The sequence below is a fragment of the Candidatus Solirubrobacter pratensis genome (assembly GCF_000425945.1).
GTDB lineage: Bacteria > Actinomycetota > Thermoleophilia > Solirubrobacterales > Solirubrobacteraceae > Solirubrobacter > Solirubrobacter pratensis.
Map to the genome: position 1 here is coordinate 137,542 of NZ_AUEK01000010.1, position 25,574 is coordinate 163,115.

The 25,574-nt window shown below is 71.9% G+C and carries 24 protein-coding genes; 23 read left to right on the plus strand and 1 reads right to left on the minus strand.

Annotation, left to right across the window (positions count from 1 at the left end):
* Positions 1 to 222 precede the first annotated feature (222 nt).
* The 14 genes from H958_RS0116190 to H958_RS43490 all read left to right on the plus strand — a co-directional run bounded on the left by H958_RS0116190 (position 223) and on the right by H958_RS43490 (position 14,720).
* The gene (locus H958_RS0116190; protein ID WP_028059437.1) at positions 223 to 1,311 is read left to right on the plus strand and encodes a ribonucleotide-diphosphate reductase subunit beta; all 1,089 of its coding nucleotides are present in this window, start codon (positions 223 to 225) and stop codon (positions 1,309 to 1,311) included.
* A gap of 2 nt (positions 1,312 to 1,313) precedes the next feature.
* Positions 1,314 to 4,454, plus strand: a complete 3,141-nt coding sequence (locus H958_RS0116195; RefSeq protein ID WP_028059438.1) for a ribonucleoside-diphosphate reductase subunit alpha — start codon at positions 1,314 to 1,316, stop codon at positions 4,452 to 4,454.
* A gap of 30 nt (positions 4,455 to 4,484) precedes the next feature.
* On the plus strand, positions 4,485 to 4,886 hold the full coding sequence (locus H958_RS0116200; RefSeq protein ID WP_196807389.1) for an ATP-binding protein: 402 nt from the start codon (positions 4,485 to 4,487) through the stop codon (positions 4,884 to 4,886).
* A 24-nt stretch (positions 4,887 to 4,910) separates the two neighbouring features.
* Positions 4,911 to 5,231, plus strand: coding sequence for an STAS domain-containing protein (locus H958_RS37830; protein WP_051324361.1), 321 nt, complete (start codon positions 4,911 to 4,913; stop codon positions 5,229 to 5,231).
* Positions 5,232 to 5,243: 12 nt separating this feature from the next.
* A complete protein-coding gene (locus H958_RS0116210; RefSeq protein WP_028059440.1) occupies positions 5,244 to 6,368 on the plus strand; it encodes a GAF domain-containing sensor histidine kinase in 1,125 nt (374 codons plus the stop codon).
* Between the two features lies 1 nt (position 6,369).
* Entirely contained in the window at positions 6,370 to 6,999 is a 630-nt protein-coding gene (locus H958_RS0116215) for a response regulator transcription factor (protein ID WP_051324362.1), read from the plus strand.
* A gap of 162 nt (positions 7,000 to 7,161) precedes the next feature.
* A complete protein-coding gene (locus H958_RS0116220) occupies positions 7,162 to 8,010 on the plus strand; it encodes an ACP S-malonyltransferase (protein ID WP_028059442.1) in 849 nt (282 codons plus the stop codon).
* The gene (locus H958_RS0116225) at positions 8,003 to 9,028 is read left to right on the plus strand and encodes a 3-oxoacyl-ACP synthase III family protein (protein WP_051324364.1); all 1,026 of its coding nucleotides are present in this window, start codon (positions 8,003 to 8,005) and stop codon (positions 9,026 to 9,028) included. Before H958_RS0116220 ends, H958_RS0116225 begins: the two co-directional genes overlap by 8 nt.
* Positions 9,025 to 9,759, plus strand: a complete 735-nt coding sequence (gene fabG, locus H958_RS0116230; RefSeq protein WP_028059444.1) for a 3-oxoacyl-ACP reductase FabG — start codon at positions 9,025 to 9,027, stop codon at positions 9,757 to 9,759. The genes H958_RS0116225 and fabG overlap by 4 nt, the downstream gene beginning before the upstream one ends.
* Before the next feature lie 29 nt (positions 9,760 to 9,788).
* Positions 9,789 to 10,034 (plus strand): acyl carrier protein, encoded by a 246-nt coding sequence (locus H958_RS0116235; protein WP_028059445.1) that lies wholly within the window; start codon positions 9,789 to 9,791, stop codon positions 10,032 to 10,034.
* Positions 10,031 to 11,230 (plus strand): beta-ketoacyl-[acyl-carrier-protein] synthase family protein, encoded by a 1,200-nt coding sequence (locus H958_RS0116240; RefSeq protein WP_028059446.1) that lies wholly within the window; start codon positions 10,031 to 10,033, stop codon positions 11,228 to 11,230. The genes H958_RS0116235 and H958_RS0116240 overlap by 4 nt, the downstream gene beginning before the upstream one ends.
* A gap of 72 nt (positions 11,231 to 11,302) precedes the next feature.
* Positions 11,303 to 12,751, plus strand: a complete 1,449-nt coding sequence (locus H958_RS37835; protein ID WP_081685949.1) for an acyl-CoA carboxylase subunit beta — start codon at positions 11,303 to 11,305, stop codon at positions 12,749 to 12,751.
* Positions 12,748 to 13,617, plus strand: coding sequence for an enoyl-ACP reductase FabI (gene fabI / locus H958_RS37840; RefSeq protein WP_051324365.1), 870 nt, complete (start codon positions 12,748 to 12,750; stop codon positions 13,615 to 13,617). Before H958_RS37835 ends, fabI begins: the two co-directional genes overlap by 4 nt.
* Positions 13,614 to 14,720: an SDR family oxidoreductase gene (locus H958_RS43490; protein WP_051324366.1), complete on the plus strand. Its 1,107-nt coding sequence runs from the start codon at positions 13,614 to 13,616 to the stop codon at positions 14,718 to 14,720. The genes fabI and H958_RS43490 overlap by 4 nt, the downstream gene beginning before the upstream one ends.
* Here H958_RS43490 and H958_RS37850 read toward each other — a convergent pair.
* Positions 14,677 to 15,558 carry an alpha/beta fold hydrolase gene (locus tag H958_RS37850; protein ID WP_051324367.1) on the minus strand — a complete coding sequence of 294 codons (882 nt, stop codon included), beginning with the start codon at positions 15,556 to 15,558 and terminating at the stop codon, positions 14,677 to 14,679. The two genes, H958_RS43490 and H958_RS37850, sit on opposite strands and share 44 nt — an antisense overlap.
* 153 nt (positions 15,559 to 15,711) lie before the next feature.
* Here H958_RS37850 and H958_RS0116265 point away from each other — a divergent pair, with 153 nt between their 5' ends.
* The 9 genes from H958_RS0116265 (at position 15,712) to rpoB (ending at position 25,570) form a co-directional block, all read left to right on the plus strand.
* Positions 15,712 to 17,682 carry an O-antigen ligase family protein gene (locus tag H958_RS0116265; protein WP_156028023.1) on the plus strand — a complete coding sequence of 657 codons (1,971 nt, stop codon included), beginning with the start codon at positions 15,712 to 15,714 and terminating at the stop codon, positions 17,680 to 17,682.
* 108 nt (positions 17,683 to 17,790) lie between these two features.
* Positions 17,791 to 17,955: a 50S ribosomal protein L33 gene (gene rpmG / locus H958_RS0116270; protein ID WP_028059448.1), complete on the plus strand. Its 165-nt coding sequence runs from the start codon at positions 17,791 to 17,793 to the stop codon at positions 17,953 to 17,955.
* Between the two features lie 13 nt (positions 17,956 to 17,968).
* Positions 17,969 to 18,403, plus strand: coding sequence for a preprotein translocase subunit SecE (gene secE, locus H958_RS43495; RefSeq protein WP_051324368.1), 435 nt, complete (start codon positions 17,969 to 17,971; stop codon positions 18,401 to 18,403).
* Positions 18,404 to 18,414: 11 nt separating this feature from the next.
* The gene (gene nusG / locus H958_RS0116280) at positions 18,415 to 18,936 is read left to right on the plus strand and encodes a transcription termination/antitermination protein NusG (protein ID WP_028059450.1); all 522 of its coding nucleotides are present in this window, start codon (positions 18,415 to 18,417) and stop codon (positions 18,934 to 18,936) included.
* A gap of 2 nt (positions 18,937 to 18,938) precedes the next feature.
* Positions 18,939 to 19,364: a 50S ribosomal protein L11 gene (gene rplK, locus H958_RS0116285; protein ID WP_028059451.1), complete on the plus strand. Its 426-nt coding sequence runs from the start codon at positions 18,939 to 18,941 to the stop codon at positions 19,362 to 19,364.
* On the plus strand, positions 19,364 to 20,089 hold the full coding sequence (rplA, locus tag H958_RS0116290) for a 50S ribosomal protein L1 (protein ID WP_028059452.1): 726 nt from the start codon (positions 19,364 to 19,366) through the stop codon (positions 20,087 to 20,089). Before rplK ends, rplA begins: the two co-directional genes overlap by 1 nt.
* Positions 20,090 to 20,165: 76 nt before the next feature.
* Positions 20,166 to 20,768 (plus strand): 50S ribosomal protein L10, encoded by a 603-nt coding sequence (gene rplJ, locus H958_RS37855; RefSeq protein WP_037410340.1) that lies wholly within the window; start codon positions 20,166 to 20,168, stop codon positions 20,766 to 20,768.
* 3 nt (positions 20,769 to 20,771) lie between these two features.
* Complete coding sequence (gene rplL, locus H958_RS0116300; RefSeq protein WP_028059453.1) at positions 20,772 to 21,158, plus strand: 50S ribosomal protein L7/L12; 387 nt, start codon at positions 20,772 to 20,774, stop codon at positions 21,156 to 21,158.
* Between the two features lie 848 nt (positions 21,159 to 22,006).
* Positions 22,007 to 25,570: a DNA-directed RNA polymerase subunit beta gene (rpoB, locus tag H958_RS37860; protein WP_037410343.1), complete on the plus strand. Its 3,564-nt coding sequence runs from the start codon at positions 22,007 to 22,009 to the stop codon at positions 25,568 to 25,570.
* Positions 25,571 to 25,574: the final 4 nt, after the last annotated feature.

A 25,574-nucleotide genomic window follows, 5' to 3' on the forward strand; every position in this document is an offset into this window, starting at 1 on the left:
GGGCGTGGCATAGGTTCGTCGGCGTCGCACACAGATGCGGCGTGGATGCCAGCGAAGTCCGGTGCGATCCCGGCGCTGTCCCGCAACGGTGATGCCCCTCGCAGGGGCCGAGCCCGGTCGACTGCTCCGCGCCCGTTGGAACGTCCTCGGTAGAGGGACAGCCGACGTCGCGCACCGCGCGGGTCCTGAGGCCTCCTGAAACCGACCGCCAGGAGGCCCGCATTGCAGAGCACGTACACGATCGGATCGCGCACCTTCGTCCTCGACAAGGCGAAGGCCGAGGCGGCGCTGGCCGCCAAGCGAGTCGTCGGCGGCCGCGAGACGCTGAGCTTCAACCTGCTCCCGCTCCGCTACGGCTGGGCGTACGAGCTCTATCGCACGATGAAGGCCAACCACTGGGAGCCCGAGGACGTCCAGATGGCCAAGGACATCGAGCAGTGGCGCGACGACCGCGCGCTGAGCGAGATCGACCGCTGGATCGTGCGCATGGGCGTCGGCTACTTCTCGGCCGCCGAGGGGATCGTGGGCGACAACGTCATCCACGTCGTCCGCGAGCTCGTGACCGCCTCCGAGCTCAAGCTCGTGCTCGGCCGCCACGCGCACGAGGAGAACATCCACGCGGACTCGCTGCTGTACATGATCGCCTCGCTCGGCATCGACCCGCACGAGTGCGAGGCGATGTTCGACGACGTGCCCTCGATCGTCGCGAAGAACCGCTTCGTGACCGACGTCTCGCACGCCCTCCGGCGCGACCTCGACATGACCGACCCCGAGGCCGTGAGGCTCCTCGCCCGCAACATCTTCGTCTTCGGCCAGTGCATGGAGGGCACGCAGTTCTACGGCCTGTTCGGGATGATCCTGTCGCTCTACCGGCAGGGGAAGCTGCCCGGCATCGGCACGATGTTCCGCTACACGCTGCGGGACGAGTCCAACCACATCGAGCTCTTCCGCCGCCTGCTCTCAGAGCTCGCCGCCGAGAACCCCGGCATCTGGACGCCGGCCTTCAAGGACGAGCTGCGCGAGCTGATGCGCGAAGCCGTCGCGCTCGAGCAGCGCTTCATCGAGGACTGCCTGCCGGTCGAGGGCGTCGGCCTCAGCGCCGAGGACTTCACGCAGTACGTCGACTACATCGCCGACCGCCGCCTCGCGAGCGCCGGCCTGGACCCGCTCCACCACGTCGCGCTCGAGAACCCCCTGCCCTGGCTGGCCGAGCTGATGGACGTGCGCAAGGAGACGAACTTCTTCGAAGGGCGGGTGACCGAGTACCAGAAGGCCTCGTCGCTCGCGCTCGTCGCCGACGAGGAGCTCTAGCCATGGTCATCGAGTTCGCCGAGATCCTGCAGGACCTCGAGCTCAAGCGCGCGGCGTCGCTGCCCGGGGAGCCCGTCGCGCTGCCCGAGCTGCCCGGCGAGGCGCCCGCCGTGCGCCTCGTCGGCGAGGACGGCGGCGAGGCGCCGCTGACGCCCGAGCACCCCGCGCGGATGGTCGCCGACGCGCTGCGCGTGCTGGCGCTCGCCAACGGCGAGCGCGACGCCGCGGGCGCCGCCGAGCGCGCCATCGTCCGGGCCACCACCGCGGACGTGCTCGCGCGCCTGCAGGGCGCCGCGACCATCACGACGCACGACCTCTCGACGCTGGTCGAAGCGGCGCTGATCGACGCCGGCTACTTCGAGATCGCGAAGGCGCTCGTCCTGCGCCGCGCGCTCCCGACCACCTCCGCGCGCACGACCGTGCGCCTGATCCGCCGCTCCGGCGAGGTCGCGGGCTGGAACGCGGCCAAGATCGAGACGGCGATCCGCAAGGCGTTCCTCTCGCTCAACCTCGACTCCGGGCCGGCGACGTCGCTGGCGGCCCGCGTGAGCGAGCGCGCCCACGCGCTCGGGACCGCGTACGTCGCGATCGAGACGGTGCAGGACATCGTGCAGGAGGAGCTCGTGCTGGCCGGCCACATGCGGGTCGCCGAGCGCTACATCGTCTACCGCGCGGAGCGCGCGATGCTGCGCGCGCAGGAGCGCCGCGAGGCCGACGCGCCGCCGGCGATCCCGGTCGCCGAGGCCGACGGCGGCGAGACCGCGTGGACGGGCGAGGACCTGCGCGCGCGGATCGCCTTCGCGGCGATCGGCCTCGACCTGCCGCTCGACGCGCAGGCGCTCGAGCGCGAGCTGCGCCGCGCGATCCGCCCGGGCATCGCGCGCGCCGACCTCCAGAAGCTCGTGATCCTCAACGCCAAGGCGCTGGTCGAGCGCGACTCGGACTTCTCGCGCTTCGCCGGCCGGATCCTGCTCACGTACATCTACGAGGAGACGCTGGGCTGGGACGTCGTCCGCGACGGTGTCGGCGCGCTCAAGCCGGCCCACGAGCGGGCGCTCGCCAAGGCGCTGCGCCACGGCGCCGGCATCTCCCGCATCGACCCGCGCATGCTCGAGTACGACCTGCCGAGGCTGGCCCAGGCGCTCGACCCCACCGCCGACCTCGACTTCGACTTCCTCGGCCTGCAGACGCTCTACGACCGCTACCTGCTGGTCGACAAGACCGGCAAGCGGCCGCGCCGGATCGAGGCGCCGCAGCTGTTCTGGCTGCGCGTCGCGATGGGGGTGTGCCTGGGCGAGCCCGAAAGCCAGGACCGCGAGGCCCGCGTCCTCGACCTCTACGCGATGTACCGCCAGCGGCGCTTCTGCTCCTCGACGCCGACGCTCTTCAACGCCGGCACGCCCCACTCGCAGCTGTCCTCGTGCTTCGTCTACAAGGTCGAGGACACGCTGTCGTCGATCGTCGGCCGCGGCATCGCCGAGAACGCGATGTGCTCGAAGTGGGCCGGCGGCCTCGGCGGCTCGTGGACGGCGGTGCGCGGCACCGGCGCGCTGATCGAGTCGACCAACGGCGAGAGTCAGGGCGTCGTCCCGTTCCTCAAGCTCCACAACGACCAGCTCGTCGCCGTCAACCAGGGCGGCAAGCGCGCCGGCGCCGGCTGCGCCTACCTCGAGCTGTGGCACAACGACATCCGCGAGTTCCTCGAGCTGCGTCGCAACACCGGCGACGAGCGCCGCCGCACGCACGACATGAACACCGCCTGCTGGGTGCCGGACCTGTTCATGCAGCGCGTCGAGGCGCGCGCGGACTGGACCCTGTTCCGGGCCAACGACGTGCCCGACCTGCACGAGACCTACGGGCGCGAGTTCGCCGAGCGCTACGCCGCTTACGAGCGCCGCGCCGCCGCCGGCGAGCTCTACGCCGAGACGATCCCGGCGCTCGAGCTGTGGAAGCAGATGCTCAAGCTGCTGTTCGAGACGGGCCACCCCTGGATCACGTTCAAGGACCCGTGCAACGTGCGCTCCCCGCAGGATCACGCGGGCGTGATCCACTCGAGCAACCTCTGCACCGAGATCACGCTCAACACCGGTCCGGACGAGACCGCGGTGTGCAACCTCGGCTCGGTCGTGCTCGACCAGCACCTCACGGCCGAGGGGGAGCTCGACCACGCGAAGCTGCGCGAGACGGTCCGGATCGCCGTCCGCGCGCTGGACGACGTGATCGACATCAACCTCTATCCCACCGAGCCGACGCGCACCGCGAACTCCCGCCACCGACCGGTCGGCCTGGGCGTGATGGGGCTCCAGTACGCGCTCTACCGCAAGGGCCTGGCGTTCGGCTCCGAAGCGGCCGCCGAGTTCGGCGACCAGGCGCTGGAGGCGATCGCCTACTACGCGTACGAGGCGTCGAGCGACCTCGCCGCCGAGCGCGGCACCTACAGCTCCTACGCGGGCTCGAAGTGGGATCGCGGGCTGCTGCCGCAGGACACGCTCGAGCTGCTCGAGCACGAGCGCGGCGAGGCGGTCGAGGTGCCGCGCGGCGGCGTTCTGGACTGGGCGCCGCTGCGGGCGAAGATCGCGGCGAGCGGGATGCGCAACTCCAACGTGCTGGCGATCGCCCCGACCGCGACGATCGCGAACATCATGGGCACGTCGCCGTGCATCGAGCCGATGTACAAGAACCTGTTCGCCAAGTCCAACCTGTCCGGCGACTTCGTGATCCTCAACCCGTTCCTGGTACGCGACCTGAAGGCCGTGGGCCTGTGGAGCGCGGACCTGGCCGCCGAGCTGAAGGCCCGCGACGGCGACCTCAGCGAGATCCCGGCGATCCCCGCGGACCTGCAGGATCGCTACCGGACGGCGTTCCAGATCGAGCCCGAGTGGCTGATCGACGCGGCAGCGCGGCGCCAGAAGTGGATCGACCAGGCGCAGTCGCTGAACCTGTTCCTCGCCCGGCCGGACATGAAGGCGATGAGCCACATGTACCGGCGCGCCTGGCACGCCGGGCTCAAGACGACCTACTACCTGCGCACGCTGGGCGCCTCCTCGATCGAGAAGGCGACCGTCGCCGCGCCGGCGGCGGCCGCCCTCGCCTGCTCGATCGAGGCGATGCGAAACGGCGAGGAATGCGAGGCGTGTCAGTAACCGGCAGCGTGCGTTTCCACGCCAGGCGACGTGGGCACGCCTCCAGTGATGACGGCGATCGGGCACCTCGATCTGCTGCTGGCGGGCGAGCCCGGATCGGTGGCGCAGGCGCGGACGGAGATCGTCGCGGCGCTCGGTCCGCGCCTGGCGGAGGAGGACCTCGAGACCGTGCGGCTGCTGATCTCCGAGCTCGTGACGAACGCCGTCCGCCACGGCGGCGACGGTGAGCCGGTGGAGCTGCACGCGCAGTGGAACTCGCACCTGCGCGTGGAGGTGATGGACCATGGGCGGGGCTTCGCGCCCAAGCCCCGCTCCGGACCTGCGGACGAGCCCGGCGGGTACGGGCTCTTCCTCGTCGGCACGCTGGCGGACCGCTGGGGCGTCGACACCGACGACTGTACGACGGTCTGGTTCGAGCTCGAGGCGGTCTGACGGTCCAGTAGGCTCGCGACCGGGATGCCCTCCCGCCCGGTCTGGAAGCTCACCGAGGTCGCGCACCTCGACGGCGATCGCCTGTTGGTCCTGCAGGGCGAGCTCGACATCGCCACCGCGCCGGAGCTCGCGGCGACGCTCGCGCGCTTGCGCGCGTACCGCCACGCCGTCGTGCTGGATCTCGAGGGCGTGACGTTCATGGACTCGACCGGCCTCACGACGCTGATGGACGCGTGGCTGGAGACCCAGCGCGACGGCGGCGAGCTCTCCGTCCGGGCCGCCTCGCCCGCGGTTCGCCGCGTGATCCAGCTGGCCGGCGTCGAACGCCTCCTGGGCACCCCGTAGAGTGACCACGGGATGGAGAGCCACACCGTGCCATCGGACGCGACCCTCCGCGTCGACGCGCTGGAGACGTTCGTCGAGCTGCTGTCGCGGGTGGAGTCCGATCCCGCCGGCGACGCGTTCTATTCGCGCCTGTGCGAGGCGACGTGCCGGCTCGCCGCCATGGACCGCGCGGTCATCTTCCGCTACGACAGCGCGCGCCGCCGCGTCGGCGCCGCGGGCGCGTACGGCATCCCGCTCGAGGTCTTCGCCGACGCGCAGGTGACCGTCGAGACCGTCCCGATCGCCCGTCAGTGCCTGGAGGAGGATCGCGTCATCGAGGTCTCGCGCGACGTCGCGGCGATCGTCCCGCCCGAGTTCCACCCGCTGATCGAGCGCTCGACGCTCGTCTGCACGCCGATGGCCGCCGCCGGCCGCTGGCTCGGCGTGATCCTTTCCGACCGCGGTCCCGACCGCCCGCCGCTGCAGGACGCCGAGCGCTACGCGCTGTGGACGCTGGGCAAGATGGCGGGGCTGGCCGTGCTCGCGCGCGTGGCGACCAACAAGCAGGCCCAGGCGCGCCAGTTGCAGGAGCGGATGGATCTCGCGCGCGAGGTGCACGAGTCCGTCATCCAGCGGCTGTTCGGAATCCAGCTCGTGTTCTCCAGCCAGGCCGAGCTCAGCCGCGAGGCGCGCGAGCGCATCGGCGCCGAGCTGCAGGCCGCGCTGTTCGACCTGCGGCGCGCGCTCCAGCGCCCGCTCGGCCGCAGCGCGCCCGAGACGCACACCACGCTGCTCGAGGAGGTCGAGCGGCTGCGCCGCGAGCACCGCGACCTCGGGCTCGTGCTGCGGCCCGGCTCCGAGCGCGTCCAGGTCCCTCCCGAGCTGGAGCCGCTGGCGCAGTCGGTGCTCGCCGAGGCGGTCCGAAACGCGCACAAGCACGCCGCGCCGAGCCGCGTCGAGGTCGGGCTGGAGCGCAAGGACGGCGCACTGGTGCTCGACGTCGTCAACGACGGGGTGCGCGGGCGCGCCAAGCAGACCGGCATGGGGCTGCGACTGGCCGCGCTGGAGGCGCTGCAGGTCGGCGGCATCGTGGAGTTCGGCCAGCGCGAGCCGGGGACATGGAGAGTGAGACTGGCGGTGCCGCTTGACCGTGCATGACATGAACCCCTCCCGCATCGCCACCGGCTCGGGCGAGCGGCGCCTGCGGGTGCTCGTGGTCGACGACCACGAGGTCGTGCACTGGGGTCTGCGGCTGATGCTCGGTGAGCAGCCCTGGGTCGAGCGCTGCCTGTCGGCGCGCAACGCCGAGGAGGCGTTCGCGCTCGCGCTGCGCTACGACCCGCACGTCGCGCTCGTGGACCTATTCGTGGGTCAGGAGTCGGGCGCCGAGATCTGCGAGAAGCTGCGCGGGCAGCATCCGCGCTGCAACGTGCTGCTGATCTCGGGCGCGGGCCGCATCAGCCCGAACGCGGCGCGCGCCGCGGGCGCGGCGGGCTTCATCTCCAAGGACTGGCCGGCCGCCGACATCGCCAAGGCCGTGCGCGCGGTCGGGCTCGGGATGACCGTCTTCAAGCCGCACGAGGCGCCCGCCGGGCCGCCGCTGTCCGAGCGCGAGCGCGAGGTGCTCGAGGCGATCGCGTCGGGCGCGACCAACCGCGAGATCGCCGGCACGCTGTACCTCTCGCCGCACACGGTCAAGGAGCACACGTCGTCGCTGTATCGCAAGCTCGGGGTGCGCAACCGCGCCGAGGCGGTGCAGAAGGCGCAGCGCCTCGGGCTGATTTCGTAGGCCCGGAGCGCGACGGAAGCTCCCGTCGGACCCGGCGGGACGGGCGGCGCCGCGACGGAGCTCCCGAGACATCGCGCGCAGGGCGATGTCTCTGCCCCCCATCCGTCGGGTAGCCCTGGTCAGAAGGTGTGACGCAGGTCCGGCTTCGGTGATGGTGCACGTGTGAGCAACGCCACAGAACCCGCGGCGCTCTTCCCTGGGCAGGGGAGCCACACGCCCGAGATGCGCGATCTGGTCGCCCAGCGCGCACCCGAGCTGCTCGAGCGCGTCATCGAGCTGGTCGGCGAGGATCCCTTCCCGCGCGCCGGTGAGAACACCCGCTACGCCCAGCCCGCGATCTTCTGCGCGTCGATCGCCGGCTGGGACGCCCTGAACCTGCATCCGTCCGCCGCCGCCGGGCATTCGCTGGGCGAGCTCGCAGCGCTCGCCGCCGCCGGCGTGCTGAGCCGCGAGGACGCGCTCGAGCTCGTCGTGCTGCGCGGCCGCCTGATGGGCGAGGCGCGCAACGGCTCGATGCTCGCGCTCGTGGGCGCCTCGCTCGAGGACGCGAACGAGATCGCGCAGGCGGGCGGCGTCACGGTCGCCAACGACAACGCGCCCGGCCAGGTCGTGCTCTCCGGATCCGTCGACGCGCTCGACCGGACCGAGGAGATCGCCGGCGAGCGCGGCACGCGCGTCATCAGGCTCGACGTCGCCGGCGCGTTCCACTCGCCCGCGATGGAGCCGAGCGTCGCGCCGTTCCGCGCCGCGCTCGACGAGGTCTCGGTCTCCGAGCCCGCCTTCCCTGTCTTCTCCGGCGCCAGTGCCGCGCCGTTCAAGGACGTCCGCGAGGAGCTCGCGCAGGCGCTGATCAAGCCGGTCCGCTGGCGCGAGACCGTGATCGCGATCCACGAGGCCGGCTCGCCCTCGTTCGTCGAGGTCGGCCCGGGCAAGGTGCTCGCCCGCATGGGCAAGCGCATCCTCAAGGGCGTCCAGTTCGACACCCCCGCCGAAGGACTCGTGCATGCCTAGCGCAACGCTCCCCGCGGAGCTCTACCAGATCGCCCGCGACGCGGCGCGCAACGCGCGCCGCCCCTCGCCACCACGCACGGCGACGATCCTCGGCCTCGGCCACTACCTGCCGTCCGAGGTCGTCCCGAACGGCCCGATCGCCGAGCGCATCGGCGTCGACGACGAGTGGATCGTCAAGCGCACCGGCATCCACGCGCGCCGCAAGGTCGCGCCGAACGAGCGCACGAGCGACCTCGGGGTGTTCGCCGGCCGGCGGGCGCTGCAGGATGCGGGCGTGGCCCCGATGGACCTCGATCACGTGATCGTCGCGACGATGACGGCCGACGAGCTGACCCCGAACTGCGCGCCGCTCGTGGCCAACGCGCTCGGCGCCGCGCGCGCCGCGACCTACGACGTCGGCGCCGCCTGCACCGGCTTCCTCGCCGGCCTCAGCCAGGCCTCGGCGCTCGTGGAGGTCGGCCGCGCGGAGCGCATCCTGCTGATCGGGGCGGAGTCGCTCACGCGCCTCGCGGACCTCGACGACAAGAAGACCGCGATGCTGTGGGGCGACGGCGCCGGCGCCGCCGTGATCGGGCCGTCGGAGAACGGCGCCGGCATCGGCCGCGTCGACCTGCTCGCCGACGGCGGGCTCGGCGACACGATCGTCGCCACGCACGAGTACGGCAAGATCCGCATGGACGGCATCTCGACGTTCAAGATCGCCGTCAAGAACCTCTCGGAGTCGACCGTCTACACCGTGGCCGCCGCCGGGCTCGAGCTCGAGGACATCGACCTGTTCGTCTACCACCAGGCCAACGGGCGCATCCTGCGCGCGGTCGGCGAGCGGCTGGACCTCGATCCCGCCAAGGTCGCCGACTACATCGGCCAGCTCGGCAACACCTCGGCCGCCTCGGTCCCGCTGACGCTCTCGCTCAGCCGCGAGGACGGCCGCCTGCGGCCCGGCATGAAGGTCCTGCTCGGCGCGATCGGGGCGGGCTTCACCTGGGGCACCGGTGTGATGGAGTGGGGTCTCGCGTGAGCCGCCCGGAGAACGCCACCGCGCTGGTCACCGGCGCCTCGAAGGGCATCGGCGCCGCGATCGCCAAGGCGCTTGCCGCCGACGGCTGGAACGTCGGCGTCAACTACCGCTCCGACGAGGACGGCGCCAAGGCCACGGTCAAGGCGATCGAGGACGCCGGCGCCCGCGCGATCGCGCTGCACGCCGACGTCTCCAACGGCGACGGCAAGGCGCTGATCAAGCAGCTCGGGGACGAGCTCGGGCCGGTGCTCGCGCTCGTCAACAACGCGGGCGTCGCGCGCGACGGGCTCGCGATCCAGCTCTCCGACGATGACTGGGACACGGTCATCGCCACCAACCTCTCGCCCGCCTTCCGGCTCACGCGCGACGCGCTGCGGGGGATGGTCAAGGCGCGCTACGGGCGCATCGTGAACATCGCCTCGGTCGTCGGCCCGCGCGCCAACGCCGGACAGTCCAACTATGCCGCGGCCAAGGCCGGCCTGATCGGCATGACCAAGACGATCGCCGCGGAGGTCGCGCGGCGAGGCATCACCGTCAACGCGGTCGCCCCGGGCTTCATCGACACGGGCATGACCGCGGAGCTCGCCACGGACGAGATCGTCAAGGCGATCCCGGCGCGCCGTCAGGGCAAGCCGGAGGAGGTGGCCGCCGCCGTGCGGTTCCTCGCCTCCGACGAGGCCGGCTACATGACCGGCACGACGCTGTACGTCGACGGCGGCATGTCCGCCTGATCGAGAACCCCCACAGAGGAGCACGAGACATGGCTGCTGCCATCACTGAAGAGAACGTCCAGAAGACCGTCTTCGAGGCGCTTCCGCAGTTCGGCGTCGACGAGTCGCAGATCAGTCGCGACGCCACGTTCGAGGATCTCGACGTCGACTCGCTCGACCTCGCGGAGCTCTCGCAGATCATCGAGGACGAGTACGGCGTGGCGCTGAAGGGCGACGACGTCGGCAAGATCAAGACGGTGGGCGACGCGATCGATTTGGTGGTGAGCCGGGGTTGAGCAGAGAGGTCGTCATCACCGGCGTCGGCGCCGTCTCCCCGCTGGGAGTCGGCGCGCGGACGCTGCATGAGCGCTGGAGCGCCGGCGTCGTGGGCATCGCCGACGGCAAGGGGGCGGCGACCGAGTTCGAGCCGACCGAGCACCTGACGGTCAAGGAGACGCGCCGGGCGGACCGCTTCACGCAGTTCGCCGTCGTCGCCGGCGACGAGGCGCTCGCCGAGGCCGGCTGGAAGGAGGAGCTGCCCTACCCCGCCGAGCGCATCGCGTCGATCCTCGGCACCGGCATCGGCGGGATCGGCACGCTCGAGCGCGGCAAGGAGATCCTGATGGAGGACGGGGCCAAGAAGGTGCCGCCGCTCTCCGTGCCGCTGATGATGAGCAACGCCGCCGCCGCCGCGGTGTCGATGCGCTACAAGCTGCTCGGTCCCTGCCACGGGATCGTGTCCGCCTGCTCCGGCGGCGCGGACGCGATCGGCGCGGCGAAGATGATGATCGAGTCCGGGCTGGTCGACGCCGTCGTGACGGGCGGCTCGGAGGCGGCGCTGACGCCGCTCTCCAACGCGGCCTTCATGGCGCTCGACGCGCTGTCGCCCAGCGGCATCTCGCGCCCGTTCGACAAGCAGCGGGACGGCTTCGTGATGGGCGAGGGCGGCGCGATCATCGTGCTCGAGGCGTCCGACAAGGCCGCCGAGCGCGGCGCCAAGGTGCTCGGCAAGCTGCGCGGCTACGGCGCCAGCGCCGACGCCCACCACCTGACCGCGCCGGATCCGAGCGGCGGCGGTCCGGCCCGGGCGATGAGGGCGGCGATGAAGGACGCCGGCATCGAGCCGGGGGACGTCGTCTACGTCAACGCCCACGCGACGTCGACCAAGCTCAACGACGCCGCCGAGACGGAGGCGCTCAAGATCGCGCTCGGGGAGCGCGCGTACCAGATCCCCATCTCCTCGCTGAAGTCCTCGATCGGGCACCTGCTCGGCGCGGCCGGCGCGGTGGAGGCGGTGGCGACGATCCTCGCCCTGCGCGACCGGATCGCTCCGCCGACGCTGGGACTCGAGAACCCGGATGAAGGGCTGGACCTCGACTACGTGCCGGGGTCGGCGAAGCCGCTGGAGATCGACGGCAGGCCCGCGATCGCGCTGTCCAGCTCGTTCGGCTTCGGCGGCCACAACGCCGTGCTGTGCCTGGAGGCTGCGTGAAGACTCGCGCTGCGCGCTCGCTTCACGGGGGAGCGTTCGCCCAGGGCGCGAAGCTCCCGCGTGGGAGGCGACATGACGCTTGAGGTCACCGAGAAGCTCGACCGCCTGTCGCCGATCGAGCGGCTCGAGGCGCTGTGCGACCGCGAGTCCCTGACCCTGCTGCGGTCGAACGTGATCTCGCGCCGCATGGGCGAGCGTGCGGTGCCCGGCGACGGCGTGATCGCCGGCGCCGGGCGCGTCGACGGCCGTCCGGTCTTCTGCTACGCCCAGGATCCGTCGTACCTCGGCGGGTCGCTGGGCGAGCAGCATGCCGACTCGATCGTGCGCGTGCTCCGGCTCGCCGGCCGTGCCAACACGCCGGTCGTCGGCTTCATCGAGTCCGGCGGCGCGCGCATGCAGGAGGGCACCGCCGCCCTGGCGGGCTACGCGCGCATCTTCCGCGAGCACGTCGCGCTCTCGGGCCGCGTCCCGCAGATCAGCGTGGTCTGCGGCGCGTCGGCGGGCGGCGGCTCCTACTCGCCCGCACTGACCGACTTCGTCGTCATGACCGAGCGCGCGAACATGTTCCTCACGGGGCCCGCGGTCGTCCGCGAGGTGCTGGGGGAGGACGTGAGCGCCGCGCAACTCGGCGGCTACAAGGTCCATGAGAAGAACGGGGTGGCGCACTTCGTCGCCGCCGACGACAACGACGCCGCGCTGCTCGTGCGCGACCTGCTGGACCACCTGCCGTCGCACTCCGGCGAGCGCGCGCCGCGCTGGCGGCCCGCCGGCCCGCCCGGCTACACGCCCATCGGCCCCGTGCCGGACTCCGACCGCTCCGTCTACGACGTGCGCGACGTCGCGCGCGGGCTGCTCGACGGCGGCCGGCTGCTGGAGTTCGCGCCGCGCTGGGCGCGCAACGTCGTCTGCGGCTTCGGCCGCCTGGAAGGCCGCGCCGTCGGCGTCGTCGCCAACCAGCCCAAGTACCTCGGCGGCGTGCTCGACGCCGAGTCGGCCTCCAAGGCCGCGCGCTTCGTCCGCACCTGCAACGCGTTCGGCCTGCCGCTCGTCGTGCTGGTCGACACGCCGGGCTTCATGCCCGGGACCAAGCAGGAGGGCCTGGGGGTGATCCGCCACGGCGCCAAGCTCGTGCACGCGTTCGCCGAGGCGACCGTGCCGAAGGTCACCGTCGTCCTGCGCAAGGCGTTCGGCGGCGCGTTCATCGCCATGAACGCGCGCGACCTCGGCGCCGACTACGCGTTCGCCTGGCCGCAGGCGCAGCTCGGCGTGATGGGCGCCAAGCAGGCGGTCACGATCGTCAACCGGCGCGACATCGCCGCCGCCGACGATCCCGTCGCCGCGCGCGACGCTCATGCCGCGGACTACGCTGAAGCGCACCTGTCGGCGAGCATCGCGGCGGCGGAAGGGTACATCGACGAGGTGATCCTCCCCGACGACACGCGCCGCCGGCTCTGCGAGGCGCTGACGACGCTCGACGCGATCGCGCACCCTGCCCCCGGAGTGAGGAACATCCCGCTGTGAGTCTCGAAGGCAAGAAGCTCCTGATCACCGGCGTCATCAACCGCGAGTCGATCGCGTTCGAGGTCGCCAAGCAGGCCCAGGCGGCCGGCGCGGAGATCGTGCTGACCGGCTTCGGCCGCGCGAAGCGGATGACCGACCGCTCGGCCGGCCGGCTCGATCCGGCGCCCGACGTGCTCGAGCTCGACGTCAACAAGCCCGAGGACATCGAGGCCGTCGCCGCCGACCTGCGCGAGCGCTGGGGCCGCGTCGACGGCGTCCTGCACGCGATCGCGTTCGCGCCCGAGGACGCGCTGGGCGGCAACTTCCTCAACACGCCGCCGGAGAGCGCGGTGACCGCGTTCCAGACCTCGGCCTACTCGCTCAAGGCGCTGGCGGTCGGGCTTGCGGACCTGTACCCGCAGGAGGGCGCGGCGATCGTCGGGCTCGACTTCGACGCGCAGGTCGCCTGGCCGGTCTACGACTGGATGGGCGTCGCCAAGGCGGCGCTGGAGGCCACGGCGCGCTATCTGGCGCGCGACCTGGGCCCGCGCAAGGTGCGCGTGAACCTCGTCTCCGCCGGGCCGCTCGGCACGCTCGCCGCGCGCGGGATCCCGGGCTTCGGCGACCTCGCCGAGGCGTGGCAGCGCCAGGCGCCGCTCGGCTGGGACGTCGAGGATCCGGCGCCGGTGGCCGAGACGATCAACTTCCTGCTCTCCGACGCGGCGCGCGCGATCACCGCCGAGATCATCCACGTCGACGGCGGCTTCCACGCGATGGGCACCGCGCTCGCGCCGGTGCGCGAGGAGGGCGACGACTCGCGCAGAGCGCTCGCGTCGCAGGGGGCAATCGCCCAGGGGGCGAACCTCCCGGGTGAGGTTTCGGAGTGAGGCCGCCGGTCTTCCTGACGGGAGCCACGGGCTTCCTCGGGATGGAGGTGATGGCGCGCCTGCTCGAGAAGGGCGACCGAGAGGTGCTGGCGCTCGTGCGCGCGCCCGACCGGGTCGCCGCGCAGGAGCGGCTCGACGGCGTCCTGGCGAAGCTCTGGAAGGACCCGTCGCCGTACCGCGGGCTGGCGCGAGCGGTGCCGGGCGACGTGACGCAGCCCGGGCTCGGGATCCCCAACGGCGATCGCGCGGCGGTCGCCGAGGAGGCGGCCGCGGTGCTGCACTGCGCGGCCTCGATCAGCTTCGACCTGCCGCTCGAGGAGGCGCGGCAGATCAATGTGGAGGGGACGCGTGAGATCATCGGCTTCGCACGCGAGGCGAAGGCGCTCGGCCGCATGGACCGCTTCGTCCACGTATCGACGGCGTACGTCGCGGGCGCCTACGCGGGCACGTTCCGCGAGCGCCAGCTCGACGCCGGGCAGACGTTCCGCAACACCTACGAGCAGACCAAGTGGGAGGCGGAGCACGTCGTCAACGACGCCACCGACCTCTCGCCCGCGATCGCTCGCCCGAGCATCGTGATGGGGGAGTCCACGAGCGGCTGGACGCCGGCGTTCAACGTCCTCTACTGGCCGCTGCGCGCGTTCTCGCGCGGGCTCTTCAGCGAGGTGCCGGCCCATCCGGAGCGCCACGTGGACGTCGTGCCGGTCGACTACGTCGCGGACGCGCTCGTGCACCTGCTCGACGCCGACACGTCGGGCGTCGTGAACCTGGTGGCGGGGCGCGAGGCGGCGACCGTCGACGAGCTGATCGACCTGGGCGCGGCCGCCTTCGGCCGCGAGCGCCCGCCGGTCGTGCCACCCGGCAGCACGGGCACCGGCTCGGCGCACGCCGACGACCAGGGCGCCGTCTACTTCCCGTACTTCGACATGGAGGTCGTCTTCGACGACTCCCGCGCCCGCGGCCTGCTCGTCCCGGCCGGCATCCGCTGCCCGCGCCTGGCCGACTACTTCCCGGTGCTGATGGAGTATGCGGCGCGCGCCCGCTGGGGCAAGACGTCGTTCACCCGGGAGGAGGCGCAGGAGGCCGCGACGGCGCGGGCGTGAGCTCGCGGACGGCGGAGGCCACCGCCTCGGGGCGCTCTTCCGGGACGCGGTGGCCGGCGCCCTCCAGCAGGATCGTGCGGGCGTCGTCGCCGTGGCGCTCGAGCCCCTCGGCGAACGCGGTGCCCAGCGGGTCGCGGGTGCCGTAGAGCAGCCGGGTCGGGACGGTGAGCCGCCCGCGCACGCCGGGGAGCGCCTCGTGGAGCAGGAAGTCGCGGTACAGGCGGCTGGCGGCCTCGGCGCGCCGCGGCTCGCGGTAGGCGGCGATGAACACCTCGTCGCCGCCGGGGCGCGGGCCGTCGCCGGCCATCGAGCGCAGTGCGAGCGCCGCGAGCTGCGGCATCACGCGCGGGCTGATGAACGGCGCCGCGAGCAGCGGCTGGTAGGCGAGCCGGTACGCGTGGCGCAGCGCGCGCGTGCGCGGCTGCCACGGGTGCGGGACCGACGCGGCGACCAGCCCGGTCCAGCGCTCGGGCGCCTGCAGGGCGGCGAGGAAGCCCGCCCAGGCGCCCCAGTCGTGCCCGAGCAGGAGCGCGCGCTCGATGCCGAGCGCGTCGAGCAGCGCGACCGCGTCCTCGGCCATGCGCGCCTTGCGGAAGTCGCCGTCGTCAGGCCAGCCGGACCAGCCCAGCCCGCGCAGGTCGGCGGCGATGACGCGCCGCTCGCCCGCGAGCAGCGGGATGACGCTGCGCCACGCGTACCAGTGCTGCGGCCAGCCGTGCAGCGCGAGCACGGGCGGCGCGTCCTGCGGGCCCGCCTCGGCGATGTGTACGGTGACCGCCGTGCTGAGGTCGAGGAGCCGGTGGCGCACATCGGGAGCGTCGGGCATCGCGGCCGTCATGGCGGCAAGCCTATGCCTCAAGGGGCCGGCCGGGAGGCTCGCGTGGTCGATCGCGGGCGGACGACCGATGATCGAGCGCCCCGGGCTCGTCAGCTGCCGATATACAGGGGTGTGCGGCTGATCGTCGACACCCCGGGCGAGGTCTCGCCGCCCGTGGATCCAGAGTCTCGGCGCACCCGCCGCGAGCGCGCGGCCGCCGTCGCCGCGGTCGTCCCCGCGCTGCTGCCGGGCGCGCTCGTCGTGCTGCTGGCCTTCCAGGCCGGCGGCTTCTTCCCGCAGTCGTACTCGATCGCGGCGTCCGGCCTCGCCGTGCTGCTCGCGCTGGCCGCGACGGCGCTGCGGCGCCCGGCCGGCGGGCTCACGCCGCCCGCCGCGGCCGGCCTGGCCGCGCTGACGCTGTTCGCGGTCTGGATGCTCGTCTCGTCGCAGTGGTCGCACGCGCCCGGGCGGGCGCTGGTCGAGTACTGCCGCGCGCTGCTGTATGTGCTGGTGCTCGCGCTGTGCGCGCTGCCCGCGCCGCGTGAGACGAAGCTGAGCTGGGGGCTACGCGGGACGGCGGCGGGGATGGGCGTCGTGTGCGGCGCCGCGCTCATCAGCCGGCTCGCGCCGGACCTGATCGGCGACGGCTACCCGGGCCGGCTGTCCTGGCCGGTCACCTACTGGAACGGGCTCGGCTGCCTGGCCGCGGCCGCGATCGTGCTCACGCTGCACCTGGCGGCGTCGCCGCGCGAGCCCCGTACGGTGCGGGTGCTCGGCGCGGCGGCCCTGCCCGCGCTCGCCGCCACGCTGTATCTCACGCTCTCGCGCGGCGGGATCGCGGCGGCCGCGATCGGCCTGCTCGTCTACCTGCTGTGCGGGCGCCCGCGCGGCCTGCCGGGCGCGCTGATCGCCGCGGTTCCGGCGTGCGCGCTCGCCGTCGTTGTCGCGTACCGGTCGCCGGTCCTGGTGGACGCGTCGGCCACGGGCGCCCAGCTCGCGGCCGAGGGGCACCGCGTCGGCCGGATCGTCCTGGCCGCCATGGGCGGCGCCGCGGTGCTGCGCCTGCTCACGCTCCCGCTCGACGCCTGGCTCTCCCGGCTCACGTTCCGAATCCCGCGGATCGCCTTCGCGGCGCTCGCCGCCGCGGTCGTGGCGGCGGTTGTCGCCTCGCACGCGCCGGAGCACGCGCGGGTGCAGGTGAAGAAGTTCATGAACGGCAGCGGCGTGAGCGAGCGCGACCCGCGCCGGCGCCTGCTGTCGGTGTCGAACAACAACCGCACCGAGCACTGGCGCGTGGCGATGAAGGGCTATCGCGCGAGCCCGCTGCACGGGTCGGGCGCGGGCACCTACGAGAACGAGTGGAACCGCGAGCGCCGCCTGGACTTCCACGTGCTCGACGCGCACTCGCTCTACATCGAGACGCTCGGGGAGCTCGGCATCGTCGGGCTGGCGCTGCTGCTGGCGACGCTCGGGTCGCTCGCGGGCGGCATCGCCTGGCGGGCGCGCGGGCCGCGGCGCCCGGAGCTGATCGCCGTGCTCGCGGCCGCGGCCGTCTGGGCGGCGTCGGCGGGCGTCGACTGGGACTGGGAGCTGACGTCGGTCTCGGTCTGGGTCTTCGGGCTTGCGGGTCTCGCGCTGGCGGGCTCGGCCAAGCCGTCCCGCCTGCGCGCGGCCGTGCCGCATCCGGCGCTGCGCGTCCTCGTCGCGCTCGGCTGCCTGCTCCTCGCGCTCCAGCCGGCGCTGTTGTGGCGCTCGCAGGTGCGCGCCGTGGACGGCGTGAAGGCGCTGGCCGCCCTCGACTGCCCGGCGGCGATCGACGCCGCGCTGGACTCGATCGCAGCCGTCGGCTCGCGCGCCGAGCCGTGGGAGCTGCTCGCGTACTGCGACTCGCGCTCCGGGCGCGGCGACCTCGCGATCCGCGCCGCGCGGGCGGCGGTCGCACGCGATCCCGGCGACTGGGAGTACCACTACGCGCTGGCGCTCGTCCTGGCCGCCGGCGGGCGCGATCCGCGCCCCGAGGCGGCGACCGCGCTGCGGCTGAACCCGTTCGACCCGAGCGCCGCGCAGGCGGTCGAGCTGCTGCGCGGGAAGACGCCCCGGAGCTGGCGCCGGGGCGTCGCGACGCTGCCGCTGAGCGCCGGTTGATCGCCACGTTCCGCGCGCCGCGCGCCGAGCGCTATCCTTCGGTGCCGACCTCGCGCCGGCTGCGGGGTTTTCCTTTGTGACGAACCACGACTCTCGGAGCACGCCGTCATGGCTCGCGGAGACGTCCGGATCGCTGTGACCCTCGCCTGCGAGGATTGCAAGCGCCGGAACTACCAGACCAAGAAGTCCAAGCGCAACAACCCGGATCGCATCACGCTGCGCAAGTACTGCAAGTGGTGCCGCCGGCATACCGGTCATCGCGAGACGCGCTAGGGAGCGACCCGGGATGGCCAGCGATCGTCAGCGACAGCGCCGTCGGCGGCCCAAGCCCGCCTCGGACGACGTCGGCCTTCCCGCCGGCGACGTTCGCGACGCCGGGCTCGGCGAGCCGGACCCCGACGGGCCCCTCGGGCAGGCGCTGCCCGACGTGACGGAGGCGCGCATGGCCGAGGCCGGCGCCGAGCCGCCCGCCGTCGGCGGCCGCCACCACGAGCGCGCCGAGGAGCACGAGGTCGAGCACCGCGGCCCGCGCAAGGGCCTGTTCGGCCGCGCCGCGGACTTCCTGCGCGCCTCCTGGTCGGAGCTCAAGCGCGTGCAGTGGCCGGACCGCCGCCAGGTCGGGCAGGGCACCGCCGTCACGGTCGGGTTCGTGATCGTCGCCGGGGCGTACCTAGGCGCGCTGGACGCGATCTGGAATCCCATCATCCAAGCCATTCTCTGAGCTGAGAGCCCATGTTTCGCTGGTACGTCATCAACACCTACTCCGGGCACGAGAACAAGGTCAAGCAGAACCTCGAGCACCGGGTGTCCTCTCTGAACCAGGCGCGCGCCGTGCGCCAGGTCGTCGTCCCGACCGAGACGGTCCAGGAGATGAAGGACAACCAGAAGGTCACCGTCGAGAAGCGGACCATGCCCGGCTACGTGCTGGTCAACATGGACCTCAACGAGGACTCGTGGCAGGTCGTCAAGGGCACGCCGGGCGTGACCGGGTTCGTGGGTGCGTCCAACGAGCCGATCCCGCTCACCCAGGCCGAGGTCGATCGCCTGCTGCATCGCGAGGTCGCCGTCGCGCGCCCGACGAGGACTCAGTTCTCGATCGGCGAATCCGTCAAGGTGATCTCCGGCCCGCTGTCCGACTTCTCCGGCGAGATCTCCGAGATCAACGAGGACGCGAGCAAGCTCAAGGTCCTGGTCTCCATCTTCGGGCGCGAGACGCCCGTGGAGGTCGGGTACGACCAGGTGAAGAAGATTTAGATATGGCCAAGAAGGTTCTTACAACCATCAAGCTGCAGGCGCCGGGAGGCCAGGCTTCGCCGGCGCCGCCGGTCGGCCCTGCGCTCGGCCAGCACGGCATCAACATCATGGAGTTCGTCAAGGCGTTCAACGCCCAGACGGCCGGCGACATGGGGGTCACGATCCCCGTCGTCATCACGGTCTACGAGGACCGGTCCTTCACGTTCATCACCAAGACGCCGCCGGCCGCGGTGCTGATCCGGCAGGCGATCGGCATCGAGAAGGGCTCCGGCGAGCCGAACCGCACCAAGGTGGGGACGATCACGCAGGACCAGGTCCGCCAGATCGCCGAGAAGAAGCTGGGCGACCTGAACGCGCACGACGTGGACCAGGCGGCCAAGATCATCGCGGGCACGGCCCGCTCGATGGGCGTGGAGGTCGTGGCGTAATGGCGTCGCATGGCAAGACGTACCGGTCCGCGCGCGAGCAGGTCGATCGCACGAAGGAGTACACCCCGCACGAGGCTGTCAAGCTCGTGAAGGACCTCAAGCGCGCGAAGTTCGACGAGTCCGTCGAGGTCCACATCCGCACGGGCCTCAACGTCCGCCACGCCGACGAGCAGCTGCGCGGCACGATCGCGCTGCCGCACGGACTCGGCAAGGACGTCAAGGTCGCCGTGTTCGCCAAGGGCGACAAGGCGCGCGAGGCCGAGGAGGCCGGCGCGGACGTCGTCGGCGCCGAGGATCTCGCCCAGCGCGTGCAGGAAGGCTTCACCGACTTCGACGTCGCGATCGCGACGCCGGACATGATGCCGGTGGTCGGCCGCCTCGGCCGCATCCTCGGCCCGCAGGGCAAGATGCCGAACCCGAAGGTCGGCACGGTCACGATGGACGTCGGCAAGGCCGTCGAGGAGTCCAAGGCCGGCAAGGTCGAGTACCGCACCGACCGCACGGCGATCGTCCACATGACCGTCGGCAAGACGTCCTTCCCGGACGAGCACCTGCTGGAGAACTACCAGGCCGTGATCGAGGAGCTCAACCGCGCCAAGCCGTCCGCGGCCAAGGGCAAGTACATCCGCTCCGTCGTGATGGCGTCGACGATGGGCCCGGGCGTGAAGGTCGATCCTGCGCGCACCCGCGATCTTGTTGAGCAGGAGGCCGGCGCGGCCGCGTAAGCGGACCCTCAGCCCGGTCTCCTCCAAAGACTCCGGCCGCGCGCTGCGCGCGTAAGACCGGGATAGGAGGAAGCGCTTGAACCGAGACCAGAAGGCCGCGGTCATCGAAGAGGTGGCCGCGAACATCAACGAGTCGCAGGCCGTGTACGCGGTCGACTACCGCGGCATCTCCGTGCCGCAGGCCGCTGAGCTGCGCACCAAGCTGCGCGACGCCGACGCGACGTTCACGATCGTCAAGAACACGCTCGGCCTGCGCGCGGCCGACCAGGTGGGCGCCGAGGCGCTCAAGGAGCTGCTGCAGGGCCCGACGGCGATGACGTTCGTCCGCGGCGACGCGGCGGCCGCCGCCAAGGCGCTGCGCGACTTCCGCCGCTCGACCGGCGGCCAGCTGCTCGAGTTCAAGGGCGGCTGGATGAACGGCTCCGGGCTCACGCCCGAGGAGATCGACTCGATCGCCCAGCTGCCGAGCCGCGAGGTCCTCGAGGCCCGGCTCGTCGGCATGGTGGCCGCGCCGCTCACCGGCGTGGTCACGGCGCTGAACAACCTCATCGCCGGCTTCGCCCGCCAGCTGCAGCAGATCGCCGACCAGGGCCTCGTGGGCGGCGACGCCCCGGCGCCCGCTCCCGCCGCGGAGGCTGCCGCGGACGACACTTCCAGCACTGAGAACCAGGAGGACTAAAGAATGGCCACCAGCACCCAAGAGTGGATCGACGAGCTCAAGTCGATCTCCGTGCTCGAGCTCTCCGAGCGCATCAAGGCGCTCGAGGAGGCCTTCGGCGTCTCCGCGGCCGCGATGAGCGCGGCCCCTGCGCCGGGCGCCGGCGGCGGCGGCGACGCGGCCGAGCCCGAGGAGGAGCAGACGGCGTTCGACGTCATCCTCACCGGGGCGGGCGACAAGAAGATCCAGGTCATCAAGGTCGTGCGCGCCGCGACCGGCCTCGGCCTCAAGGAGGCCAAGGCGCTCGTCGACGAGGCCCCGAAGCCCGTCAAGGAGGGCGTCGACCGCGACGAGGCCGACAAGCTCAAGGGCGAGCTCGAAGAGGCCGGAGCGTCCGTCGAGATCAAGTAGCGAGAGGTAACGTCGACGGAGGTCGTAAGGCCCGGCCCGCGGCCGGCGCCCTCGACGGCCGTCGACCGGGAGGCGAAACCCCGTCTCCGCGCGAGGGGCCCCGGATGGGGCCCTTCGTCGTTCCGGGCCGCGCTCTGCGAGTCGCGCTACAGCGGCCTCGGGACACGGCGCTCTCCGCGGGCGCCCCGGCGGTCTCGGGACACGGCGCTCTCCGCTGGCGCCCCGGCGGTCTCGGGACACGGCGGGTTTCGCCTCCAGTCGCCGGCCGTCGAGACCCGGTTTCGTTCGCCGGGCCACGCGGGCCTTGCTCCTTGCGGCGACGTTACGCACACGAGGGCGGCCGATGCGGGTGGGGCCGCCCTCGTGTGCATGTTCCCTCCGGATCCCGCGAGCTCGGTATGACGGTGCCGGTCGGACCCGGCTGGGACAGGCCGGAGGTGGTGACGGGCCATCTCCGGGTGAGGCTCGGGGCGTTTCGGACAGCTGGAACTCTACGGTTCGCCCGGGGGAGCCGCCATCCCCGGAAGGGGGTAACCGGATTCCGGTGCGCCGCCGGCCCGGAACCGGCGCCGCGGCCCCGCCGGGCGCCCCGCGCGCCATTGCTCCGGGGTCTGGCTTGAAAGCCCCGCTAAACTACGGTGCGCTCGGCCAATAGTCGAAGCCGTCCACTGCGCCCTTCCCGCCACATACGGGAGTCGGGCCGGGCGGGGTCCGTGAGCGCCGGGAGCCCCTCGCCGGGGGGCCAGCTTCCCCCTGTGCTATCTTGGCTGGTCGCGCCTGTATGCCTCGCCTCGGCACGACCCGCGCTTCTCTCCGCTGTCCTCCGATCTCCCTGAGGAGTCGCCGTCTTGGCTTCCCTTGATGCTCCCCGCACGCGCCGGACGTTCGCGCGCCTGAACAAGGCGATCGACGTCCCCAACCTGATCGACATCCAGAAGAAGTCCTTCGCCTGGCTCGTGGATCCCGAAGGAGGTGGGCTGCGCGAGACGATCGACGACATCTCGCCGATCGAGGACTACACGGGCAATCTGGCCGTGCAGTTCGGGGAGTTCACCTTCGACGCGCCCGTCGCCTCGCTCGACGAGTGCCGCGAGAAGGACCTCACGTATGCGCGCCCGCTGACCGTCACGGTCGGCTTCATCAACCGCGAGACGGGTGAGATCCGCGAGCAGTCGGTCTTCATGGGCGACTTCCCGTGGATGACCGACCGCGGGACCTTCATCATCAACGGCACCGAGCGCGTCGTCGTCACGCAGCTCGTCCGCTCCCCGGGCGCATACCTGATGGAGCCCAAGGACCCGGAGAAGCAGGTCTTCGTCGCCAACCTGATGCCGGCCCGCGGCTCGTGGCTGGAGCTCGAGATCGACAAGAAGGGCCGCGTCTACGTCCGCATCGATCGCAAGCGCAAGCTGCCCGTCACGGTGCTGCTGCGCGCGATGGGCTACGCGACCGACGAGGAGATCCTCAAGCTCTTCAACGACAGCCTGTACATCCGCAACACGATCGACGCGGACACCGAGGTCACGCGCTCCGAGGAGGGCGCGCTGATCGAGCTGTTCAAGAAGCAGCGCCCGGGCGAGCCGCCGTCGGTCGACAACGCGCGCGCCCTGCTGCATCAGCTGTTCTTCGACCCGAAGCGCTACGACCTCACGCGCGTCGGCCGCTACAAGCTGAACTCGCGCCTGAGCCTGGACATCGACCTCGACGTCCGCACGCTCACGCACGACGACATCATCGCCCTGGTCAAGGAGCTCGTCCGGCTCCCGATGGTGCTCGGCATCTCCGAGGAGCTCGACGAGGACCTCAAGGACTACGCCGCGGAGGCGATGAGCCGGGCGCGCGAGGCCGTCGAGGAGCACCTGGACGAGTACGAGCACTTCGGCAACCGCCGCCTGCGCACCGTCGGCGAGCTGATCCAGGAGGCCTTCCGCATCGGCCTCTACCGGATGGAGCGCGTCGTGCGCGAGCGCCTCACCACCGAGGACGCCGACACGATCACGCCGCAGACGATCATCAACATCCGCCCGGTCGTGGCCGCGCTGAAGGAGTTCTTCGGCTCCTCGCAGCTGAGCCAGTTCATGGACCAGACGAACTCGCTCTCCGGGCTCACGCACCGCCGCCGCCTCAGCGCTCTCGGCGCGGGCGGCCTGACGCGTGAGCGGGCGCCGATCGAGGTCCGCGACGTCCACCCGACGCATTACGGCCGCATGTGCCCGATCGAGACGCCGGAGGGCCCGAACATCGGCCTGATCGGCTCGCTGTCGAGCTACGCCGAGGTGTCCGAGCACGGCTTCGTGACGACGCCCTATCGCGTCGTCAAGGACGGCAAGATCACCGAGGACATCGTCCGCCTCGACGCGACCGAGGAGCAGGAGCGCCTGATCGCGCAGGCCAACGAGCCGCTCGACGAGAACGGCGCGCTGACCAACGAGTCGATCCTCTGCCGCACGCTCGCCGGCCAGTACGTGTACGTCGAGCCGAACGAGGTCGACCTGATCGACGTCTCGCCCGAGCAGATCTGGTCGGTCGCGACGGCGATGATCCCGTTCCTCGAGCACGACGACGCCAACCGCGCCCTGATGGGCTCGAACATGCAGCGCCAGGCGGTGCCGCTGCTGAAGACCGACGCTCCGCTGGTCGGCACCGGCATGGAGCGCCGCGCGGCGCTCGACACCGGCGACGTCCTGCTCGCCGAGCACGACGGCGTGATCGACTTCGTCGACGCGACCCGCATCGTCGTCGCCACCGAGGACGGCGGCCGCGACGAGTACGACCTGCAGAAGTTCATGCGGTCCAACCAGGGCACGCTGATCCACCAGAAGCCGTTCATCAAGGCCGGCCAGCGCGTCCAGGCGGGCGACCTGCTCGCCGACGGCTCCTCGTCGGACAAGGGCGAGATGGCGCTGGGCAAGAACCTGATGGTCGCCTTCATGTCCTGGGAGGGTTACAACTTCGAGGACGCGATCATCCTCAGCCGCCGCCTGGTCAAGGACGACGAGCTCACCTCGATCCACATCGAGGAGTACGAGATCGACGCCCGCACGACCAAGCTGGGCGACGAGGAGATCACGCGCGACATCCCGAATCGCTCGGAGGAGTCGCTGCGCAACCTCGACGACCGCGGGATCGTCCGCATCGGCGCCGAGGTCCAGTCGGGCGACCTGCTGGTCGGCAAGGTCACGCCGAAGGGCGAGACCGAGCTGACGGCCGAGGAGAAGCTGATCCGCGCGATCTTCAAGGAGAAGGCGCGCGAGGTCCGCGACACCTCGCTCAAGGTCCCGCACGGCGAGGGCGGCGTCGTCATCGACGTCAAGACCTTCAGCCGCGCCGCCGGCGACGACCTGTCGCCGGGCGTCAACGACCTGGTGCGCGTGTTCGTGGCCAAGAAGCGCAAGATCGCCGAGGGCGACAAGCTCGCCGGCCGCCACGGCAACAAGGGCGTGATCTCCAAGATCGTGCCCGAGGAGGACATGCCGTTCCTCGAGGACGGCACGCCCGTGGACGTGATCCTCAACCCGCTGGGCGTGCCGAGCCGCATGAACATCGGCCAGATCCTGGAGACCCACCTCGGGTGGGCCGCCGCGCAGGGCTGGTACGACGACGGCACCGAGGCCTACAAGCGCGCGCACGCGGAGGACGACGGCCGCGTCTACGTCGCGACGCCCGTCTTCGACGGCGCGACCGTGGCCGACGTCGACCACGCGCTCGCCCAGTGGCAGCGCGAGCACAAGGGCGCGATCCGCATGGACGTCGACGAGAACCGCCGAGTGGGCGAGAAGGCCTCCGGCAAGCTGCAGCTGTTCAACGGCCGCACCGGCGAGCCGTTCGAGAAGCAGGTGACCGTCGGCTACATGTACATCCTGAAGCTGCTCCACCTGGTGGACGACAAGATCCACGCCCGTTCGACCGGCCCGTACTCGCTGGTCACCCAGCAGCCGCTGGGCGGCAAGGCGCAGTTCGGCGGCCAGCGCTTCGGCGAGATGGAGGTGTGGGCGCTGGAGGCCTACGGCGCCGCCTACACGCTGCAGGAGATGCTCACGATCAAGTCCGACGACACCGTCGGGCGCGTGAAGGCCTACGAGGCGATCGTCAAGGGCGAGAACATCGCCGAGCCCTCGATCCCGGAGTCCTTCAAGGTCCTGCTGAAGGAGATGCAGTCGCTGGCGCTCGACGTCAACGTGGTCTCCGACGACGGGGCGCGGGCCGAGATGGGCGATGAGGACGACGACCTGCTGCGCGCCGCCGAGGAGCTCGGCATCGACCTCTCGGGCGTGCGCGCGACCGACGGCCAGGCCGCCGACGAGACCGAGGACGCCGAGGTCGAAGAGGGCGGCGAGGGCATGACCGAAGACGAAGCAGAGACCGACGCCGGCTACATCGAGGCCGCCGTGGACGTCGAGGAGACTGAGTAACAAC

Bases quoted from the DNA above. Each gene is read 5' to 3' on its own strand.
- H958_RS0116195 (WP_028059438.1), top strand. From the start codon at position 1,314: ATGGTCATCGAGTTCGCCGAGATCCTGCAGGACCTCGAGCTCAAGCGC.
- H958_RS37830 (WP_051324361.1), top strand. From the start codon at position 4,911: ATGCCCTCCCGCCCGGTCTGGAAGCTCACCGAGGTCGCGCACCTCGAC.
- H958_RS0116210 (WP_028059440.1), top strand. From the start codon at position 5,244: ATGGAGAGCCACACCGTGCCATCGGACGCGACCCTCCGCGTCGACGCG.
- H958_RS0116215 (WP_051324362.1), top strand. From the start codon at position 6,370: ATGAACCCCTCCCGCATCGCCACCGGCTCGGGCGAGCGGCGCCTGCGG.
- H958_RS0116225 (WP_051324364.1), top strand. From the start codon at position 8,003: ATGCCTAGCGCAACGCTCCCCGCGGAGCTCTACCAGATCGCCCGCGAC.
- H958_RS0116235 (WP_028059445.1), top strand. From the start codon at position 9,789: ATGGCTGCTGCCATCACTGAAGAGAACGTCCAGAAGACCGTCTTCGAG.
- H958_RS37835 (WP_081685949.1), top strand. From the start codon at position 11,303: ATGACGCTTGAGGTCACCGAGAAGCTCGACCGCCTGTCGCCGATCGAG.
- H958_RS37850 (WP_051324367.1), bottom strand. From the start codon at position 15,558: ATGACGGCCGCGATGCCCGACGCTCCCGATGTGCGCCACCGGCTCCTC.
- rpmG (WP_028059448.1), top strand. From the start codon at position 17,791: ATGGCTCGCGGAGACGTCCGGATCGCTGTGACCCTCGCCTGCGAGGAT.
- secE (WP_051324368.1), top strand. From the start codon at position 17,969: ATGGCCAGCGATCGTCAGCGACAGCGCCGTCGGCGGCCCAAGCCCGCC.
- nusG (WP_028059450.1), top strand. From the start codon at position 18,415: ATGTTTCGCTGGTACGTCATCAACACCTACTCCGGGCACGAGAACAAG.
- rplK (WP_028059451.1), top strand. From the start codon at position 18,939: ATGGCCAAGAAGGTTCTTACAACCATCAAGCTGCAGGCGCCGGGAGGC.
- rplA (WP_028059452.1), top strand. From the start codon at position 19,364: ATGGCGTCGCATGGCAAGACGTACCGGTCCGCGCGCGAGCAGGTCGAT.
- rplL (WP_028059453.1), top strand. From the start codon at position 20,772: ATGGCCACCAGCACCCAAGAGTGGATCGACGAGCTCAAGTCGATCTCC.